This is a genomic window from Pseudomonas sp. UBA5666 (assembly GCF_002420785.1).
Taxonomy (GTDB): Bacteria; Pseudomonadota; Gammaproteobacteria; order Pseudomonadales; family Pseudomonadaceae; genus Aquipseudomonas; species Aquipseudomonas fulva.
The window spans coordinates 118,734-136,245 of the sequence record NZ_DIIQ01000013.1; the positions used below are offsets into that span (position 1 = coordinate 118,734).

Below are 17,512 nucleotides of genomic sequence, written 5' to 3' on the forward strand. Positions count from 1 at the left end.
ATCATGCCGCTGATCGCTGGCCATTCATGCTGGCAATCCTCACACCTTGCCAGCCTCGGCACCCCTTGCAGTCTGGCTGATCCAGGCACAAGCGCCAGGCGTTACTTGACGGAGTGAATTCAACGGCCTGCCCAGCCTTTTGGCGTGGTAGAACGAGAAAGCGGCGATTGACCGGTTCCTGTCAGGAACCGCCGAATCGCCGCTTTCTCGTTGCGCTGCGTGTCAGGGGCCATGGACAGCCCGCCGAGCACCCTTGGAGTCAGGCCAGTGTCTCCAGCACGTAGGCAACATCCTGCAATACAGCCGTGTCCCCCCGCTCCGTCCAGTAGAGCGCTATCATCCGCGCATCGGCCTCGACCTTGTAGGCGCTTGCTGGCAGACGGGCCAGGGCTTGCAAGAAGCGCGGGTCTTCGCACGGCTCGCGCCACTGGTTCCACCATACGCCAGGGCTGATCTGCCAGAAGCTGAAGCTGTCGACATGCCCCCGCTTGCGTGCCCGGTGATATTGCGGGCAAGGGCTCGGCGGCTGTTTTTCCAGCCAGTGCGGCCACTGCTGAGGCGCCAGCTGCATGGCCAGGCCCATGCGCCGCGCCTCCAGGCGCAGGCGCATCTGCTCACTCTGATTGCGCGAGTTGCGCAGCCAGGAAAGCGGGCTGAGAATCAGCGCAAGGATTGACACCACCAGCAATACCGTCATATCAGTAGCTCCCATAAACCGTTGCAAATGAGCTGGTTAGCCATTTTTCACGCATGACCCGCCCGAAAGCGACCATACTTCTTCTATAGCGATTGCCTGGAGTACAGCTCATGACCTACCAACATCTGCTGGTCGCCGTCGACCTGACGGAAGAATGCGACCCTGTGATCAAGCGCGCCATGGCGCTGGCCCAGCCTACCAACGCCAAGGTGTCACTGGTGCACATCGTCGAACCCATGGCCATGGCGTTTGGCGGCGACGTGCCGATGGACTTGTCGCAACTGCAACAGCAGCAGTTCGATCAGGCCAAGGAACGCATGGATCGCCTGTTCAGCAAGTATCCGGGCATCCAGCGCGGCGACTCGCACTTGACCTACGGCCAGCCCCGCCAGGAAATCCATCAATTGGCCAAAGAACAGCACTGCGACCTGATCGTCGTGGGCAGCCACGGTCGCCACGGCCTGGCGCTGCTGCTGGGCTCCACAGCCAACGACGTGCTGCACGGCGCACCCTGCGATGTGCTGGCAGTGCGACTGCAGAAAAAGGACTGAGCCTGTCTACCGCCAGGGGTTAAGCGGCCACGCCAGGTGCCTTGGGGTTGCATCCTCCCTCTGGCACCTGGCAGCGGGCTCGCCCGCTACGCGCAGGCGATCAACGCCCTGCCTGCTTAGCCTTCCAGCTCGGCCCAGCGCTCCACCAGGGCATCGAGCTCACCTTGCAGCTTCTCGATGTTCGCCAGCACCGCTGACGTCTCTGCGATCGGACGCTGGTAGAAACCGACCGCGCTCACCTCTTCCTGAGCCTGGGCCATGCGCTGTTCCAGCGCGTCGATCTGCCCCGGCAGCATCTCCAGCTCACGCTGAAGCTTGTAGCTGAGCTTTTTCTTCGATTCCTCGGCCACTGGCGCAGCGACGGCTTGCGGCTTGGCCTCGACCTTCTCCACCACCGCACTGTTGAGCGCCGACTTGCCGCCTTTACTCTCCGTAACGCCGAGCAGCTTTGGCGAACCGCCCTGACGAATCCAGTCTTCGTAACCGCCCACGTACTCGCGAACCAAGCCATCGCCCTCGAACACCAGGGTGCTGGTCACGACGTTGTCGAGAAACGCCCGGTCGTGGCTGACCATCAGCACGGTACCCTTGTAGTTGGAGAGCACCTCTTCGAGCAGCTCGAGGGTTTCCACGTCCAGGTCGTTGGTGGGTTCGTCGAGCACCAGCAGGTTGGCCGGCTTGCTGAACAGCTTGGCCAGCAGCAGGCGCGCACGTTCGCCGCCGGACAATGCCTTGACCGGGGTGCGGGCCCGCTGCGGACTGAACAGGAAGTCGCCCAGGTAGCTCAGCACATGCCGGTTCTGCCCTTCGATCTCGATGAAGTCTCGGCCCTCGGCGAGGTTGTCGATGACGGTCTTTTCCAGGTCCAGCTGATGGCGCATCTGGTCGAAATAGGCGACCTCAAGCTTGGTGCCGCGCTCGATCTTGCCCGAAGTGGGCTCCAGATCACCCAGCATCAGCTTGAGCAAGGTGGTCTTGCCGGTGCCGTTGGCGCCCAGCAGGCCGATCCGGTCCTGGCGCTGCAGCACCATGGAAAAATCCTTCACCAGCATCGGCCCGTCCGGGTGCGAGAAGCTGACGTGCTCGAGCACCATGACCTGCTTGCCCGACTTGTCGGCCGCCTCGATCTGAATGTTGGCCTTGCCCTGCCGCTCACGGCGCTCACCGCGCTCCACGCGCAGCGCCTTGAGCGCCCGCACGCGGCCTTCGTTACGGGTGCGACGGGCCTTGATGCCCTGGCGAATCCACACCTCTTCCTGGGCCAGGCGCTTGTCGAACAGCGCGTTGGCGGTTTCCTCGGCGGCCAGCGCGGCCTCCTTGTGCACCAGGAAGCTGGCATAGTCGCCATTCCAGTCGATCAGGCCGCCGCGGTCCAATTCGAGGATGCGGGTGGCCAGGTTCTGCAGGAAGGATCGGTCGTGGGTGATGAACAACACGGCGCCGTTGAACCCGCGCAGTGCTTCCTCGAGCCAGGCGATGGCACCGATATCCAGGTGGTTGGTCGGCTCGTCGAGCAGCAACAAGTCGGGCTCGGACACCAGCGCCTGGGCCAGCAGTACACGACGACGCCAGCCGCCGGACAACTCCGCCAGGGTCTTGTCTGCCGGCAACTGCAGACGACTCAGGGTGCTTTCAACCACTTGCTGCAGGCGCCAGCCATCGCGGGCCTCCAGCTCGTGCTGCACGTGCATCAGTTTTTCCAGGTCTTCATCGCCCTGGATGTTCTGGCTCAGGTGATGAAACTGTGCCAGCAGCTCGCCGACGCCATCCAGCCCTGCCGCCACGACGTCGAACACCGTGCGCTCGTCGGCCAGCGGCAGTTCCTGGGGCAACTCGCCGATTTTCAGCCCAGGGGCGCGCCAGATGTCACCGTCATCGCCTTTCTGCTCGCCCTTGACCAGGCGCAGCATGCTCGACTTGCCAGTGCCGTTGCGGCCGATGATGCACACCCGCTCGCCACGAGCGATCTGCCAGGACACCTTGTCCAGCAGCGGCATGGCGCCGAATGCGAGGGACACATCGCTGAATTTGAGCAGGGTCATGTTCGTCTCCATAAATCGGGCGCGCATTCTACCTGAGTTAGCCCTGCGCCGACATCCGCACGGCCTGCACCCGTCGCCCACGGCGACACCCGGTCGAACTTAATATCCCGATACAAGCACAGTGCTTTCACCTGTCATCCGCAAACGGCTAAGCTAGGGCCATCGTTTTCAACAGTGCTGGCCCCGCCGCCACTTTCCCATGGTTCAACTGCCCGGACGTATCATGCGCAGCCGCCTGTTACAAATTGCTTCATGCCTGTTGCTCACCGCTGCCACCGGCGCGGCCCAGGCCACCGACATTACCGTGCAACGCCAATACTATGATGAAGCCAAGCGTGCGCTGGCCAAGGGCGACAAGGGCCCGTACCTGCGCTATGCCCAGGCGCTCGACGATTATCCGCTGACACCGTATCTGGCCTATGACGAACTGACCGCGCGCCTGAAATCTGCCAGCAACCAGGAGATCGAGGGTTTCCTGGCCAAGCACGGCGACCTGCCCCAGGCCAACTGGATGAAACTGCGCTGGTTGCGCTGGCTGGCCGAACGCGGTGAGTGGCAGACCTTCGCCAAGTACTACGATCCCAAGCTCAACTTCACCGAGCTCGATTGCCTGAACGGCCAGTACCAGCTCAGCCACGGGATGCGCACCGAAGGCTTTGCCACGGCAAACAAGCTGTGGTCGGTGGGCAAGTCCCAGCCTGCTGCCTGCGACCCGTTGTTCGCCATGTGGGCTGCCGAGGGGCAGCTCACGGAGGCCAAGCGCTGGGAGCGGGCCAAGCTTGCAGCCCAGGCACGCAACTACGGCCTGGCCGAGAACCTGGTCAAGACCCTGACCACGCTGGCGCCACAAGGCCGTCTGCTGATCGATGTGGCGCAGAAACCCGAATTGCTCAACCAGCCATCACGCTTCACCCAGGCCGACGAAGCGACCTCGGACGTCGTCAGTCTCGGGCTGCGCCGCCTTGCACGGCAGGACCCGGAGCGCGCCATGGGGCTGCTTGACGACTATGCCCAGCGCATGCACTTTTCCCGCGATGAAAAAGTGGCCATTGCCCGCGAGATCGGCCTGACCCTGGCCCGGCGCTATGACCCGCGCGCGCTTGACCTCATGACCCGCTACGACCCCGAACTGCGGGACGATACCGTCAGTGAATGGCGCTTGCGCCTGTTGCTGCGCCTGGGCCGGTGGGAAGATGCCTATGCCCTCACCAAGCGCCTGAGCGGCGACCTGGCCCAGAGCAGCCGCTGGAAGTACTGGCAGGCGCGGAGCCTGGAGCTGGCGCAGCCGAAGAACCCGCAAGTCCCGCAGTTGTACAAGGCCGTTGCCCGCGAGCGCGATTTCTATGGCTTCCTGGCTGCAGACCGTGCGCAAGCCCCCTACCAACTGAACAACAAGCCCCTGGTGCTCAGCCCACAGCTGGTCAAGAAGGTGCGCAATACACCTGGCATCCAACGCGCCCTCGAATTCCATGCCCGCGGTCAGATCGTCGAAGGTCGCCGCGAGTGGTATCACGTGAGCCGTCACTTCACCCGGGACGAAATGGTCGCCCAGGCGCGCCTGGGTTACGAGTTGCGCTGGTATTTCCCGGCCATCCGCACCATCAGCCAGGCCAAATACTGGGATGACCTGGACGTACGCTTCCCCATGGCGCACCGCGACACCCTGGTACGCGAAGCCAAGGTGCGCGGCCTGCACTCGAGCTGGGTATTCGCAATCACCCGTCAGGAAAGCGCCTTCATGGAGGATGCCCGTTCCCCCGTGGGCGCCAGCGGGCTCATGCAGTTGATGCCTGCTACAGCCAAGGAAACCGCGCGCAAGTTCAGCATCCCACTGGCTTCGCCCGCACAGGTCCTGAACCCGGACAAGAACATCCAGCTGGGGGCTGCCTACCTCAGCCAGGTGCACAGCCAGTTCAACGGCAACCGAGTACTGGCCTCAGCCGCTTACAACGCAGGCCCAGGCCGCGTACGGCAATGGCTCAAAGGCGCCAAACACCTGAGCTTCGACGTGTGGGTCGAGTCCATTCCATTCGATGAAACCCGTCAGTACGTTCAGAACGTGCTGTCCTATTCGGTGATTTACGGACAAAAGCTCAACATGCCACAACCCCTGGTGGACTGGCACGAGCGCTACTTCGACGACATGTAAGGAGGCCATTAGCGGCTGATCAAGCCAGGGCGCCGACCACACCGGCGTCCGGCTACCCGACAACTCAGAGCACCTGGACCTTCATGCCAACCTCCAGGTGCCCGTCGCCATCGGCGGCCAGGTTTTGCCCAAACAATATGTCCCCTTCCTTTTCCCGGAACGTCCGAAGCGTGGTCATGGGCTCGCGGTCAGGGCTGCGCTGCCCCGTGGCAGGGTCGATGGTGGTGAAAATGCAGCGCACGCTTGGCTTCAAAACACGGAACTCCACCGTACCGATGCGAATGCGCTTCCAGCCATCCTCTGCGAAAGCCTCGGCCCCCTGCACCACCAGGTTTGGCCTGAACCGCAGCATGTCCATGGGCCGGCCGACACGGCGATCGAGCTCATCGAGCGACGCCTGGCCAATGAGCAGCAACGGGAAACCGTCGGGAAAGGCGGCACGGTCCCGGTCGGTGCCATAGCCATTGGGCAGGTACCTGGCCCGCTGCTGCGGGCAATACACCAACCTCACCGCTTTGCCTAGCCAGCCACTGAGCCAAGCGGCGGCCTCATCACCGGCATCCGGCATACGAAAGGTGTCGCGCCATAAGGTCACCCCTCGCAGCGGGGCATCGTCGGCCGGGGACACCACCTTCAGCGGCACTTGCCCAGGCGCCCGCAGCAACAGTACCCCGCCTGTCTCGACTGCCTCGAGCTGCCCGAGCTGGGGCCAGACGCGCTGGGTCAGAAAGCGCCCGTTTTGTTCCTCGACCAGCATCCAACGGCGGTCTCCTTCAAGCCCAAGCACACCGACGGGAGAGACCTGCAGGCCTTGCGCCCGCCCCGACTTGACCGGATACCGGTAGAGCTCACTGAGAAACATCCCTGCCGCCTCATAAATCGCCAAACCGCCAGCTTATACCCAGCAGGGCGCGCAATCACGCGTTGGTGGTGTCCAGCAACAGGCGCTGCTTGACCACATCGACCAGCCGGTCAGGCTGGAACTTGGACAGGAAATTGTCGCAACCCACTTTCTTGACCATGGATTCGTTGAAGCTGCCGGACAGCGATGTATGCAGCACCACGTACAGTTTGCGCAGGCGCGCATCCTCGCGGATTTCGGTCGTCAGGCGATAACCGTCCATTTCCGGCATTTCGGCATCCGTGAAGATCATCAATAGCTTTTCGCACATGTCCTCCCCTGCATCGGCCCACGCCTTGAGCATGCGCAAGGCTTTGAGGCCGTCGCTGGCAACGTGCAGTTTCATCCCCAACTGCGAGAGCGTGTCGCGCAACTGGGCCAGGGCCACACTGGAATCGTCCACCAGCAGCACCTCGCGACCACGCGCCTTCGCCAGTACCGGATCGGCCAATTTCTCACCCGAAACGCGGGCGTTGTAAGGCACGATTTCGGCAAGCACCTTTTCCACATCGATCACCTCCACCAGCTTGTCGTCCACCTTGGTGATGGCAGTCAGGTAATGCTGACGGCCGGCACTGGTCGGTGGCGGCATGATGGATTCCCAATTGAGGTTGACGATACGGTCGACCCCGCCCACCAGAAACGCCTGCACCGAGCGGTTGTATTCGGTGACGATGATGGTGCTGTCGGGGCCTGGCTGAATGGGGCGCATGCCGATCGCCTGGGACAGGTCGATTACCGGGAGTGTCTGGCCTCGCAGGTTCACCACACCGCAGACGAACGCGTGACGTTGCGGCATCAGTGTCAGCTTGGGCAGTTGTAACACCTCCTGCACCTTGAAGACGTTGATCGCGAAAAGCTGACGCCCAGCCAGCCGGAACATCAGGATTTCCAGCCGGTTCTCCCCTACCAGTTGTGTGCGTTGGTCTACTGTGTCGAGAATGCCAGCCATTGGTAAGCCCCCAGGCTCATGTCGAAAATGTGCGCGATTGTGTGTATATCGGCAGCCGGAGTAGCATCTTGACCCCAAGAAACGCCACACCCTTGCCTAATTTGATATCACTTTAACAGCATGCTTAACTGGTTTCCTAATTCCACTCGCACACGCTGAAAAGTTCCGTTTTTTTCTTGCCTATCAGGGAAACCCCTAGTGGCAATCAGGTACAACCTGATGTTCGCTCTATCCTTTAGCCATTAATGTGACGCCATTCTCACTGCATGAATGGAGTCAGGCTTTGCTAGCTATCGTAACGGCGTGCCCGTCTCTACCGCCTGTCCTGCCCATGGAGACACCATGATGGACAGTGCCTTACCCTTCTGCGAGGCGCTTAGGGGTTTTCGCGAGAGGGCCCAGAAGCGCCTCAACAGAGCAGAGGACTGCTTGCAGCATCTTGAGCTCATCGAAAATGACCCTGATGCCTGCAGGTGCCTGGACGCCGCGTTAAGCGACTTGGCACACGACGCACAGCGTTTGGGGCTGCTTGAAGTAGCCCACTTCACGACCTCCGTTCAGCAGATACTGGCCCCCTGTTGCCAAGGCGCGTGCCTGCATCGCGCAACGCTGCGCATTACGGCTGCGTGCCTGAGGCTCCTGGCCTGGCAGCTCGAGCTGCTGGACACGCACACGGGGCGGCTGGACCTGGACGCTGGAGAACAATTTGTGTTGCTCGGCGAACTGGCCAATGCAGCTCGACCTTCTCTGGCATTAGCCTGCGTCACAGATGAAGGCGCAGCGCATGACTGTCAGCAGCCCGATCTCAGCGACAAGCCGTAGGGCAAATTGCCATCGCGCAGTTGCATGCCAGAAGTGCAACTTTGATGAAACTGAAAGTTGTAGCTTCGATTTACAAAGTTGTAGGAAATAGCCTCAACCAAGCAAGTCGGTCGATGCTACGTACTAGTTCACCACAAATAAGCTTTGCCTTGAGGAAGTCGTCTTCGGCGGCGACCGCAGGAATTCGAGGTGGTAGTATGCCCCACCGAAACGCTTCAACTTGACGCAAGGTTGAATGAACACGTGGTCGAAAAACATCGAAAGTACGGCGCAAAAGCCTCTGAGCAGTAATGTGCAAGGCCTCCATCAGCAATACTTCAGTGGCTCCCCTACCTATGTTCCCACGCTTGATGACCTCTTTTCGTTGCAGCGCCCCGTACACCAGTCTGTGCTGGGCCACGGCAGGCATCAGCGTGGTCTCCTGCCTCGCCTGCCTGGCGTTACACCTGGCCGAGCGACCTGTGCCCATCGGCCTGGTGTTGCTGCAACTGACCGCTGCCTTGGTCGCTGCCGTGCAACTGCGTAGGGAGGCGCGCTCGATCAGCTTGCGCCCTGCGGAACTCGCCGAGCGCCTGCTAAAAGTGCAAGAAGAGGAGCGCCAGCACCTGAGCAGGGAGCTTCATGACGACATCGGCCAACTGCTGACCGCTGCGAAATTGCAGTTGCAATGGCTGCAGCGACGAATGCCCGGGGATGTGCAGGGGCATTGCGATGCCTTGCATGCCACGCTGGACGATACATTGAGCGCTGTGCGCGACGTTTCTGCCCTGCTCAACCCCCGTCAGTTGGCAAGCCTTGGCCTTGAGGCCAGCCTGCGCGCGCACTTGCTGCGCACTTTGGATGGCAGCGGCGTGCAGTGGAGCCTGTCTTGCAAGCAACGCCTTGGGGGCATTGGCGAAAATGTCGCAATGGCAGTGTTTCGCATCACCCAGGAGGCGGTGACCAATATGTTGCGTCACGCCGGAGCGCGCAACCTTGTCATCCACCTACAGCGTACCGAGCTGGGCCTGGCTTTATCGATCGAGGACGATGGCTGCGGCTTCAAGCCTGCCAGGCACCCGCACCTTGCCAGTCAGCGTGGGCTGGCTGGCATGCTGGAGCGGGTCACTGCCCTGAACGGCAGCCTGCAGATCACCAGCGATATTGGCCAGGGCACCCGGATCGAGGCCGTCTTCCCTTGGCCGCCCCGCAGCCGGCAACGCGCGGACCGAGTGGATACCCATGAACTGTAGATTGTTGCTTGTGGATGACCATTCGTTGATCAGAGCGGGCGTCCGCGCCCTGGTCAGTGACATACCCGGGTACGAGGTAATCGGCGAGGCCGACGATGGCGGGCAGTTGCTGGATCAGGCGCGAACCTTGATGCCTGACATCATCCTGCTGGACCTCTCCATGCGATCAACCAGCGGGCTGGACGCCCTCACCCAGCTCAATTCCAGCGGCAGCGCCTGCAAAGTGCTGATCCTCTCCATGCACACCGACCCTGAGCTGATCATGCGCGCCCTCGAGGGCGGTGCCCATGGGTATCTGCTCAAGGACACCAGCGCATCGGAGCTTGAGCAAGCGCTGCGCGCTGTGCGCAACGGGGAGCGCTACCTGAGCCCAGCCATTGCCCACACCGTCATCAATCAGGCTTTACGTCATACCAGGCCAGCCAGACGCCCGGCATGCGAGCGACACAACCTGACAGCCCGGCAGCTGGAGATTCTGCGCCTGATCGTGCGCGGCAAGTCTACCCGCGAAATCGCCAATGGATTGGGCTTGTCGATCAAGACGGTCGAAACCCATCGTTCGCAAGTGATGAAACGCTTGCAGATTCACGACGTCGCCGGACTGGTACTGTTTGCCGTGCGCGAGAAGATCATCAGCCTCGATGACTGAGCAATGGGCACCCTTGCGGCAGGTGCAGGCGCAAGGCCTTGGGACGCGCCTCGAAACGTAAGCTGTCCGCCTTGAGCGGTTCGCCGTCGAGGTTGATATCCAGGCCCTGTTGACTGTTGATCTCCACCCACGGCAATCGCGTCCGGATGAACAGGCCATCGCCTGCCAGCAAATCGCGTAATGCACCGACCACTTCCTGCGGCTTGGGCAGGATCGCAACATCCAGCAACCCGTCATTGACCACCGCATCCGGACAAAGCTCCTGCCCTCCCCCGGCTTGGCGACCGTTGCCAATCCCCAGCGCCAGCAGCTCCCCTTGCCAATGGAAGTCAGGGCCTTTCAACTCGACCGAGGCAGCCTCCAGTTCGCTGAAGCGTGACAAGCCGGTGAACACATAGGCGGCGGCACCCATCAACTTCTTCAGGTCTTCGGATGTGCTGGCTGTGACCTGGCTACCAAAGCCGCCGGTCGCCATGTTCAGGAACAGCTGCTCGCCCACTTGCCCAAGATCGACTTCCTGGGCCGGCTCATTGAGCAGCGCCAGCGCCTGGGCAGGCTCAAGCGCAATACCGGCCGCCTTGGCGAAGTCGTTGGCGGTTCCAAGCGGCAGCAAGACGAGGCTGGCTTCGGTGCCCGCGAGCCCCATGGCTTCGGCCACGTCCCGCAAGGTGCCATCACCACCGCCGGCGACGATGTGGCTGTATCCAGCGGCAAGTGCCTCCTTGACCAAGCGCTGGGCATCACCGCCCTCCCAGGTCACACGCACGTCCAATGCCCAGCCAGTGTCGCGCAGGTCGTGCACGGCGGTACGTACGTCTTCGTTCATGGCTTGCTTGCCGTGCAGAATCAGCATTGCCTTGCGCGCTTGCATGTGGGTGTCTCCATAATTGACCATTTGCATCTTGACGCTCAGCCGTTACTAATTGTTGCACGGCCGTTCAAATATTGCGGCGCAGGGCTCGCGCACTGCAGCGAGCCTGCGCCACTGGCGCGCGTCAACCGAGGATGTCGCTGAAGGGGATGAAGGGTACAAGGTCACCCTTGCTGGGCGTTGTGCCCTCCTGCACCTCGACCAACCCATCGGCCCACACCGCGCTGCGCAACACGCCGGAGCTCTGGTTAGGGTACAGGCATACCCTGCCCTGCTCGATGCGCGCCCGCAGGTACTCACGCCGTGACCCGGCTTTGGGCCAATCGAAACCGGCGGGTAGGCACACGCGCAGGGGGGTGACATCGATCACGCCCTGGCGGCGCAACAAGTAGGGGCGCGCCAGCAGGCCGAACGTGACCAGTGTAGAGGCCGGATTACCGGGCAGGCCGATCACTGGCACGCCCTGGAAGTGACCGAAGGTCAACGGTTTGCCGGGTTTGATCGCCAGTTTCCACAAAGCCAGCTCACCGGCCTCGCGCAGGGCCGCGCCCAGATAATCGGCCTCGCCCACCGAGACGCCCCCTGTCGAGAGGATCAGGTCCACGCCTTGCAACTGAGCCAGGCTCGCGCGGGTGCGAGCCAGGTCATCAGGCAGGATACCGGCGTCGGTGACGTCGCATCCCAGGCGCTGCAACCAACTGACCAGCAAGCGACGGTTGCTGTTGTAGATTTGCCCAGGCCCCAACGGCAGCCCTGGCTCGACCAGCTCATCCCCGGTCGACAGCACCGCCACCCGCACCTTGCGTACCACATCGAGCTGTCCATAACCCAGGGTGGCGGCCAAGCCCAACTCGATTGGCCCAAGACGCGTGCCGGCGTCGAGCACCTGCTCGCCCTTGCGGGTTTCCTGACCTTGAGGACGAATGTTCTGCAGCGCCTTGAGGGGCTGCAAGAACTCCACATGGCCATTGGCGTGAACCTGGGTGTTTTCCTGCATTTCCACGCAGTCGGCGCCTTCGGGAACCGGTGCACCCGTGAAGATCCGCGCACAGGTGCCAGGCTGCAGTGGCTCAGGTGCGTGCCCGGCGAAGATTCTCTGACTGACGGGCAGCGGCGCCCCCTGCCAGTCGGACCGGCGCAGCGCATAGCCGTCCATTGCGCTATTGGGCCAGGGCGGCAGGTCGAGCGAAGCCACTAGGGCAGTGGCCAGCACACGGCCGTGTGCCTCGGCTAGCGGCACGTGCTCGGTCTCGCGAATCGGCGCGGCATCGGCCAAAGCCAGCAATTGCTCAAGGGCCTGCTCCACCGGCATCAGTGGCCTGGGCTGCACGGCCTCAGCCACGGCTTTCACAGGCCGCCGCCTGCTTCAGATGGGCGACGAAGTTGCAGGGACGGTGCCGTGCATCGAGCTGTTCGGCAAGGATACCGTCCCAACCGGTGCGCACCGCATTGGTCGAGCCAGGCAGGCAACACACCAGGGTACCGTTGGCCAGCCCTGCCAGTGCCCGCGATTGCACAGTCGAGGTACCGATATCCGCCACGGAGATCTGTCTGAACAGCTCGCCAAAGCCGTCGACCTGCTTGTCGAGCAGGCAAGTGACCGCCTCGGGCGTACTGTCACGTCCGGTAAAACCGGTACCGCCGGTGATGAGCACCACCTGCACGCTGTCGTCGGCGATCCAGGTCGCGACCTGGGCGCGGATTTTGTAGAGATCATCCTTGAGCAGCACGCGCTGGGCGAGCCGGTGGCCTGCCGCTGTCAGCCGGTCAACGAAGACCTGGCCCGACGAATCGTTATCGAATGTGCGCGTGTCGCTGACCGTGAGCACTGCGATGTTGAGGGGAACGAACGGGGTGTCTGCCGAGGCTTTCATAGGTATCCGTCACTGGTAATGGCAATGACGGCAGTTATATCACAGGGCACTCCCGCCGGCGTGCGGGAGCGCTGCCTGCACTGGATTGCGTCAAGCGAATGCCGTTATGCTGCACGCGCAAGGAACTTGCACTAACGTCCCGCGTCTTAACAGTCATCTTGCACCATCGCACTGGAGAAACACGATGATCAAACGGACCCTTCCCGCCTTCATGCTCGCCCTGGGCCTGGCTGCCCTGGCCGGCTGCTCGACCCCAACCGTCATCACCTTGAACGACGGTCGCGAAATCCAGGCGGTGGACAAGCCGTCCTATGATGAAGATTCCGGCTTCTACGAGTTCGAGCAGCTCGATGGCAAGCGCATGCGTCTGAATAAAGACCAGATTCGCACCGTCAAAGAACTCTGATAGCCCATCCGACCTGGCCAAAGCTTCGTTCTTTTACAAGGACTTGCGGGCGAATTTCGGATGCAGTAGGATTTTGTTCATCGGAGTGTAGCGCAGCCAGGTAGCGCGTCTCGTTCGGGACGAGAAGGCCGCAGGTTCGAATCCTGTCTCTCCGACCAAATCCTTTCGAAAACCCGCCTTGTGCGGGTTTTTTGTTACTCACGGTTCAGGCTCGTACCTGCAACCTGCATCAGTCGGCTAGCCCTTCAGGCTGACGTGAATTGCAGCGCCGCCAGCCGTGCATACAAAGGGCTGGTTTCTATCAGCTCACTGTGGGTACCAATGGCCACCACTTTGCCCTGGTCGACCACGGCAATGCGGTCGGCGTGCTGTACCGTGGCCAGACGGTGCGCAATCACCACTGTCGTCCGCCCTGCCATCAGGCGCGGCAAAGCTTGCTGGATCAGGTGCTCACTGTGAGCTTCGAGCGCGCTGGTCGCCTCGTCAAGCAGCAGGATCGGCGCATCCACCAGCAACGCACGGGCGATCGCCAACCGTTGGCGCTGCCCACCCGATAAACCCACCCCGCCCTCCCCCAGGCGAGTCTGGTAGCCCTCTGGCAACTGGCGTATGAACGAGTCGGCATGGGCTGCGCGCGCTGCAGCTTCGATGTCGGCCAGGCAAGCGTCAGGGCGTCCATAGCTAATGTTGTCCGCCACTGTCCCCCGAAACAGTGCCGGTTGCTGTGCGACCAGTGCAAACTGCTGGCGAAGGTGGTCGGGGTCGAGCTGGTCGATGGGTTGATCATCGAGCAGAATCTGCCCGTGCTGGGGGTCATAGAAGCGCAGAAGCAAGTCGAACAGGGTGGATTTACCTGCACCGGAAGGGCCGACCAATGCAAGCGTCTGGCCTGCCTGGATGACCAGGCTCAGGTCATCGATAGCCTTGTGCTCGGGTCGCGACGGATAGGCAAACACCACGTGCTGAAACGCCAGGCAGCCCCGTGCACGGCCTCCCGCCAGCTGCCGCCCACTGGACGGGGCCAGAATCTGGCTTTGCGCTGCCAGTAATTCGGCTATACGCTCTGCTGCCCCAGCAGCGCGCTGGAGCTCGCCAATCACTTCGCTGAGTGTACCGAACGCACTGCCCACCACCAGGCTGTAGAACACGAACGCCGCCAACTCACCCCCCGACATGCGCCCGGCGATGACGTCCATGCCGCCGACCCACAGCATGGTGCCGATAGCGCCCAGTACCAGCACGATCACCACGGTGATCAGCCAGGCCCGCTGCGCGATGCGCTGGCGGGCCACTGTAAATGCCGACTCCACCGTATCGGCGAACAGTGCCCGGTCATGGGCTTGATGGGTATAGGCCTGCACGGTCTTGATCTGGCCCAGGGTCTCGGCCACGTAGCTACCCACGTCTGCCACCCGGTCCTGGCTCTGGCGTGAGAGGCTGCGCACACGGCGACCGAACAGCAGGATCGGGGCCAGCACCACCGGCAATGCCACGACCACGATGCTGGTCAGCTTGGGGTTGGTGATGAACAGCAAGGCCACACCGCCCACCACCATGAGCGCATTACGCAGGAACATGGAGAGGGAAGAGCCAATCACCGATTGCAGCAACGTGGTGTCGGCCGTCAACCGAGACTGAATTTCCGAGCTGCGGTTGTCTTCGAAAAAACCAGGGTGAAGCTCGAGCAGATGGTCGAAAACAGCGCGACGAATGTCCGCCACGCACCGCTCACCTATCCAGGAGACGAGGTAGAACCGGCTGAAGGTCCCTGCCGCCAGGGCCAACACCAGCAGCAGGAAGAGCCCAAGTGTCTGGTTGAGCTGATGGACAGAACCGGTCATGAACCCCTGATCCACCAGCAGGCGGATGCCCTGCCCCATGGACAAGGTAATGCCGGCGGTCACCACCAGTGCCAGCAAGGCCATCACCAGGCGCCGCCAATACGGACGAACAAAATGCCAGCCAAGGCGCAAAGCGCGGCTAGGGCGCGGAATTGTAGAGGCCATGGATCTGCTCACGAAGGCGGAACGTGCAGCCTACCATTCATGCCGCAGAACGGAACTGTCCGGTGCTGCTATAGCCTATTGTTCTAACCGCGCTCTGGCACTTTTTCGCCATCTCTGGTGGACTAAGGCCCTGCCCCAGGTTGCGCCGCACCCGCGTCGACGATCTGCCAGGCGCAAGGTTGACCCCAGTCGTCATTTGAAGAGGAGACCCTGCATGAGCTTGCACCATGACCGCGAACACCACACGCCCCGTCACGCACCGTCGCCCCAGGCAAGCGGCGCCCTGATCGACGCCCAAGGGCGGGAGGTGCCGATCACCGAGCAAATGATCCAGCAGGCCTGCAAGGCCCTGGAAGAAAGCCGGGTCGAGCGCTCGCAGAAAAACTGATCACCCTATTCCTGACCCGGCGCTCGCGCCGGGTTTTTTATGCATGCTGCTCTGCCCTGGGGCTGCATCCGAGCGTCAGACCCTCTTGGCTCCCAGGGCGTCAATCAGCCGCGCGAGCTCGGGCGAGCTCCCACGGATGCGCACGGACAGTCCTTCGATCTCACGGCGCGGCGGATAGTGTTTGCGCAACGCGTCGAAAGCGGCACGTTGATGCTGCACGTCTTCGCTCAGGCTACGGCGGAAATCGGCATCATCGCGGCGCGGATCGTAGACGGCGCGGCACAGCATCGCCAGTGCCCATTGCAGATCGACCTCGGCATCCAATTCAATCTGCGCCACGGGTGGACGCGGTAACAGGTCGGCAAGCTGAATGACCTCATTCACGCCCAGATGTTGACACAGCGCGCGGTAGATCTGGGCGGTGCCACGCTGACGGCCATCGAGGCTATAGCCGGCGATGTGGGGGGTGGCAACGGTACACAGGTCTGCCAACTGCAAGTCGACCTGGGGCTCGCCTTCCCACACGTCCAGCACCGCGTGCAGGTCATCGCGCTGCTGCAGGAGCGCTCGTAACGCGCCATTGTCCACCACCGCCCCTCGACTGGCGTTGATGAGCCAGGCGCCGGGGCGCAGTTTCGCCAGTTCCGCAGGGCCGAACAGGTGCCAGGTCGGGTACTGGCCACCGCGTTCGAGGGGCGTGTGCAGGCTGATGACGTCGCAGGCTTGCAGGAGCGTATCGAGTTCGACGTAATCACCGCCTTCAGCGGCCTGGCGCAGTGGATCGCAGACCATCACCTTCCACCCCAAGGCGCGCAGCACGCTCACCAACCGCCCGCCTACTTGGCCTGCACCCACCACGCCGTAGACGCGCTCGGGCAGCGATGCACCCTCAAGGTCAGCGAGGGTCAGCAGGCTACCCAGCACATAGTCCACCACACCCCGGGCGTTGCAACCGGGGGCACTGCTCCAGCGGATACCCACTTGGTCGAAGTAGTCGAGGTCAAGGTGATCGGTGCCGATGGTGCAGGTGCCAACGAACTGCACGCGACTGCCTTCGAGCAGGTGCCGATCTACCTTGGTCACGGAGCGGACCAGCAGGATGTCGGCCTCCCGGACGCTAGCGGCGTCGAGGCTACGCCCAGGATAGCGACGAATCTCGCCAAACCCTTGGAAGAAGGCATCGAGCAAAGGGATGTTTTCGTCGGCAACTATCAGCATGGCGCTCTCCTGTCTGGGGAACGCAGTGTAGGCTCAACGCCGAGCGTGTTCCAGAGCGGCTCAGTCGGCTTTCTTGCGGATCCAGTAGAGGAAGGTGCCGGCGTCTTCCTGTTGTTCCAGCAGTTGGTGGCCCAGGAAGTTACAGAACTTGGGGATGTCGCGTCGGGTCGAGGGGTCGGTGGCGATGACTTTCAACAGACCGCCGGCGGCGAGGTCACGCACGTGTTGGTGCAGCATCATCACCGGCTCCGGGCAGTTGAGGCCGGTGGCGTCGAGGGTGGCATCGGGGGTGAGGTCGGTCATGAAGGGCTCCGCAAATGATGGGTATTGTGGCGCATTCTAGGGACGCGGGCCAAGTGGGGCTGTCGGGGCACCCGCGGGTTCAGGGGCGCCTGACCGGGCTTGAGGGGGGCGCGGTGGCCTCAAGCGTTTAGCTTCGCACATGATATTGCCAGGGCCGCTGCGCGCCCCATCGCGGCACGAGGCCGCTCCCACGCGGAATTCGTTGCCTTTGGAGTACGGTGCAAGGCGGACGCTCCATGCATAGTGGAAGAGTTTGCCAAAGTTTGTAAGATGCATGTTGTATGGCATTGCCAGTTCACCCAACTCCTTCTTTTGATAGATCACGGCCCTTACATTACAGCTCATGATATCGGCCAGGATGAAATGCTCGATGCGTGTTGCTGTTGCTGTTGCTGTTGCTGTTGCTGTTGCTGTTGCTGTTGCTGTTGCTGTTGATCTTGATCTTGATCTT

Annotated in this window: 17 protein-coding genes and 1 tRNA gene; 8 read left to right on the plus strand and 10 right to left on the minus strand. The window is 62.1% G+C overall.

Annotated features, from left to right (window positions below; translation table 11 throughout):
* Positions 1-259: 259 nt before the first annotated feature.
* Positions 260-697 carry a hypothetical protein gene (locus tag B2Y33_RS07875; protein ID WP_027915092.1) on the minus strand — a complete coding sequence of 146 codons (438 nt, stop codon included), beginning with the start codon at positions 695-697 and terminating at the stop codon, positions 260-262.
* Between the two features lie 110 nt (positions 698-807).
* On the opposite strand from B2Y33_RS07875, the gene B2Y33_RS07880 reads away from it, so the two are divergent.
* Complete coding sequence (locus B2Y33_RS07880; RefSeq protein WP_027915093.1) at positions 808-1,248, plus strand: universal stress protein; 441 nt, start codon at positions 808-810, stop codon at positions 1,246-1,248.
* Between the two features lie 116 nt (positions 1,249-1,364).
* On the opposite strand, the gene B2Y33_RS07885 is transcribed toward B2Y33_RS07880, so the two are convergent.
* Positions 1,365-3,290, minus strand: a complete 1,926-nt coding sequence (locus tag B2Y33_RS07885; RefSeq protein WP_028687365.1) for an ATP-binding cassette domain-containing protein — start codon at positions 3,288-3,290, stop codon at positions 1,365-1,367.
* A gap of 223 nt (positions 3,291-3,513) precedes the next feature.
* Here B2Y33_RS07885 and B2Y33_RS07890 point away from each other — a divergent pair, with 223 nt between their 5' ends.
* Complete coding sequence (locus B2Y33_RS07890; protein WP_049696307.1) at positions 3,514-5,439, plus strand: transglycosylase SLT domain-containing protein; 1,926 nt, start codon at positions 3,514-3,516, stop codon at positions 5,437-5,439.
* A gap of 64 nt (positions 5,440-5,503) precedes the next feature.
* Here the strand turns inward: B2Y33_RS07890 and B2Y33_RS07895 are convergent, their stop codons facing one another.
* Together B2Y33_RS07895 and B2Y33_RS07900 are read right to left on the minus strand one after the other, a co-directional pair.
* Positions 5,504-6,301, minus strand: coding sequence for an MOSC domain-containing protein (locus B2Y33_RS07895; RefSeq protein WP_027915096.1), 798 nt, complete (start codon positions 6,299-6,301; stop codon positions 5,504-5,506).
* Between the two features lie 55 nt (positions 6,302-6,356).
* The gene (locus tag B2Y33_RS07900) at positions 6,357-7,292 is read right to left on the minus strand and encodes a chemotaxis protein CheV (RefSeq protein WP_049696308.1); all 936 of its coding nucleotides are present in this window, start codon (positions 7,290-7,292) and stop codon (positions 6,357-6,359) included.
* Positions 7,293-7,637: 345 nt separating this feature from the next.
* On the opposite strand from B2Y33_RS07900, the gene B2Y33_RS07905 reads away from it, so the two are divergent.
* The 3 genes from B2Y33_RS07905 to B2Y33_RS07915 all read left to right on the plus strand — a co-directional run bounded on the left by B2Y33_RS07905 (position 7,638) and on the right by B2Y33_RS07915 (position 9,995).
* Entirely contained in the window at positions 7,638-8,114 is a 477-nt protein-coding gene (locus B2Y33_RS07905) for a hypothetical protein (protein WP_033695073.1), read from the plus strand.
* A 335-nt stretch (positions 8,115-8,449) separates the two neighbouring features.
* A complete protein-coding gene (locus B2Y33_RS07910; protein ID WP_028687368.1) occupies positions 8,450-9,346 on the plus strand; it encodes a sensor histidine kinase in 897 nt (298 codons plus the stop codon).
* A complete protein-coding gene (locus B2Y33_RS07915) occupies positions 9,336-9,995 on the plus strand; it encodes a response regulator (RefSeq protein ID WP_104926025.1) in 660 nt (219 codons plus the stop codon). The genes B2Y33_RS07910 and B2Y33_RS07915 overlap by 11 nt, the downstream gene beginning before the upstream one ends.
* Here B2Y33_RS07915 and yegS read toward each other — a convergent pair.
* From yegS to moaB, 3 genes are all read right to left on the minus strand, one after another.
* On the minus strand, positions 9,979-10,866 hold the full coding sequence (yegS, locus tag B2Y33_RS07920; protein WP_027915100.1) for a lipid kinase YegS: 888 nt from the start codon (positions 10,864-10,866) through the stop codon (positions 9,979-9,981). The two genes, B2Y33_RS07915 and yegS, sit on opposite strands and share 17 nt — an antisense overlap.
* A 124-nt stretch (positions 10,867-10,990) precedes the next feature.
* On the minus strand, positions 10,991-12,217 hold the full coding sequence (gene glp / locus B2Y33_RS07925) for a gephyrin-like molybdotransferase Glp (protein ID WP_049696310.1): 1,227 nt from the start codon (positions 12,215-12,217) through the stop codon (positions 10,991-10,993).
* Positions 12,201-12,740 (minus strand): molybdenum cofactor biosynthesis protein B, encoded by a 540-nt coding sequence (gene moaB / locus B2Y33_RS07930; RefSeq protein ID WP_023534262.1) that lies wholly within the window; start codon positions 12,738-12,740, stop codon positions 12,201-12,203. Before moaB ends, glp begins: the two co-directional genes overlap by 17 nt.
* A gap of 184 nt (positions 12,741-12,924) precedes the next feature.
* Between moaB and B2Y33_RS07935 the strand changes: the two genes are divergently transcribed.
* Positions 12,925-13,146, plus strand: coding sequence for a YgdI/YgdR family lipoprotein (locus B2Y33_RS07935; RefSeq protein WP_023534255.1), 222 nt, complete (start codon positions 12,925-12,927; stop codon positions 13,144-13,146).
* A gap of 81 nt (positions 13,147-13,227) precedes the next feature.
* A tRNA-Pro gene (locus tag B2Y33_RS07940) sits at positions 13,228-13,304 on the plus strand.
* A gap of 87 nt (positions 13,305-13,391) precedes the next feature.
* Here B2Y33_RS07940 and B2Y33_RS07945 read toward each other — a convergent pair.
* Positions 13,392-15,152, minus strand: a complete 1,761-nt coding sequence (locus tag B2Y33_RS07945) for an ABC transporter transmembrane domain-containing protein (RefSeq protein ID WP_206405873.1) — start codon at positions 15,150-15,152, stop codon at positions 13,392-13,394.
* 214 nt (positions 15,153-15,366) lie between these two features.
* On the opposite strand from B2Y33_RS07945, the gene B2Y33_RS07950 reads away from it, so the two are divergent.
* Complete coding sequence (locus tag B2Y33_RS07950; protein WP_165919263.1) at positions 15,367-15,540, plus strand: PA1571 family protein; 174 nt, start codon at positions 15,367-15,369, stop codon at positions 15,538-15,540.
* Between the two features lie 75 nt (positions 15,541-15,615).
* On the opposite strand, the gene pdxB is transcribed toward B2Y33_RS07950, so the two are convergent.
* Together pdxB and tusA are read right to left on the minus strand one after the other, a co-directional pair.
* Positions 15,616-16,758, minus strand: coding sequence for a 4-phosphoerythronate dehydrogenase PdxB (gene pdxB / locus B2Y33_RS07955; RefSeq protein ID WP_206405874.1), 1,143 nt, complete (start codon positions 16,756-16,758; stop codon positions 15,616-15,618).
* Positions 16,759-16,818: 60 nt separating this feature from the next.
* A complete protein-coding gene (gene tusA, locus B2Y33_RS07960; protein WP_023534172.1) occupies positions 16,819-17,061 on the minus strand; it encodes a sulfurtransferase TusA in 243 nt (80 codons plus the stop codon).
* Positions 17,062-17,512 lie beyond the last annotated feature (451 nt).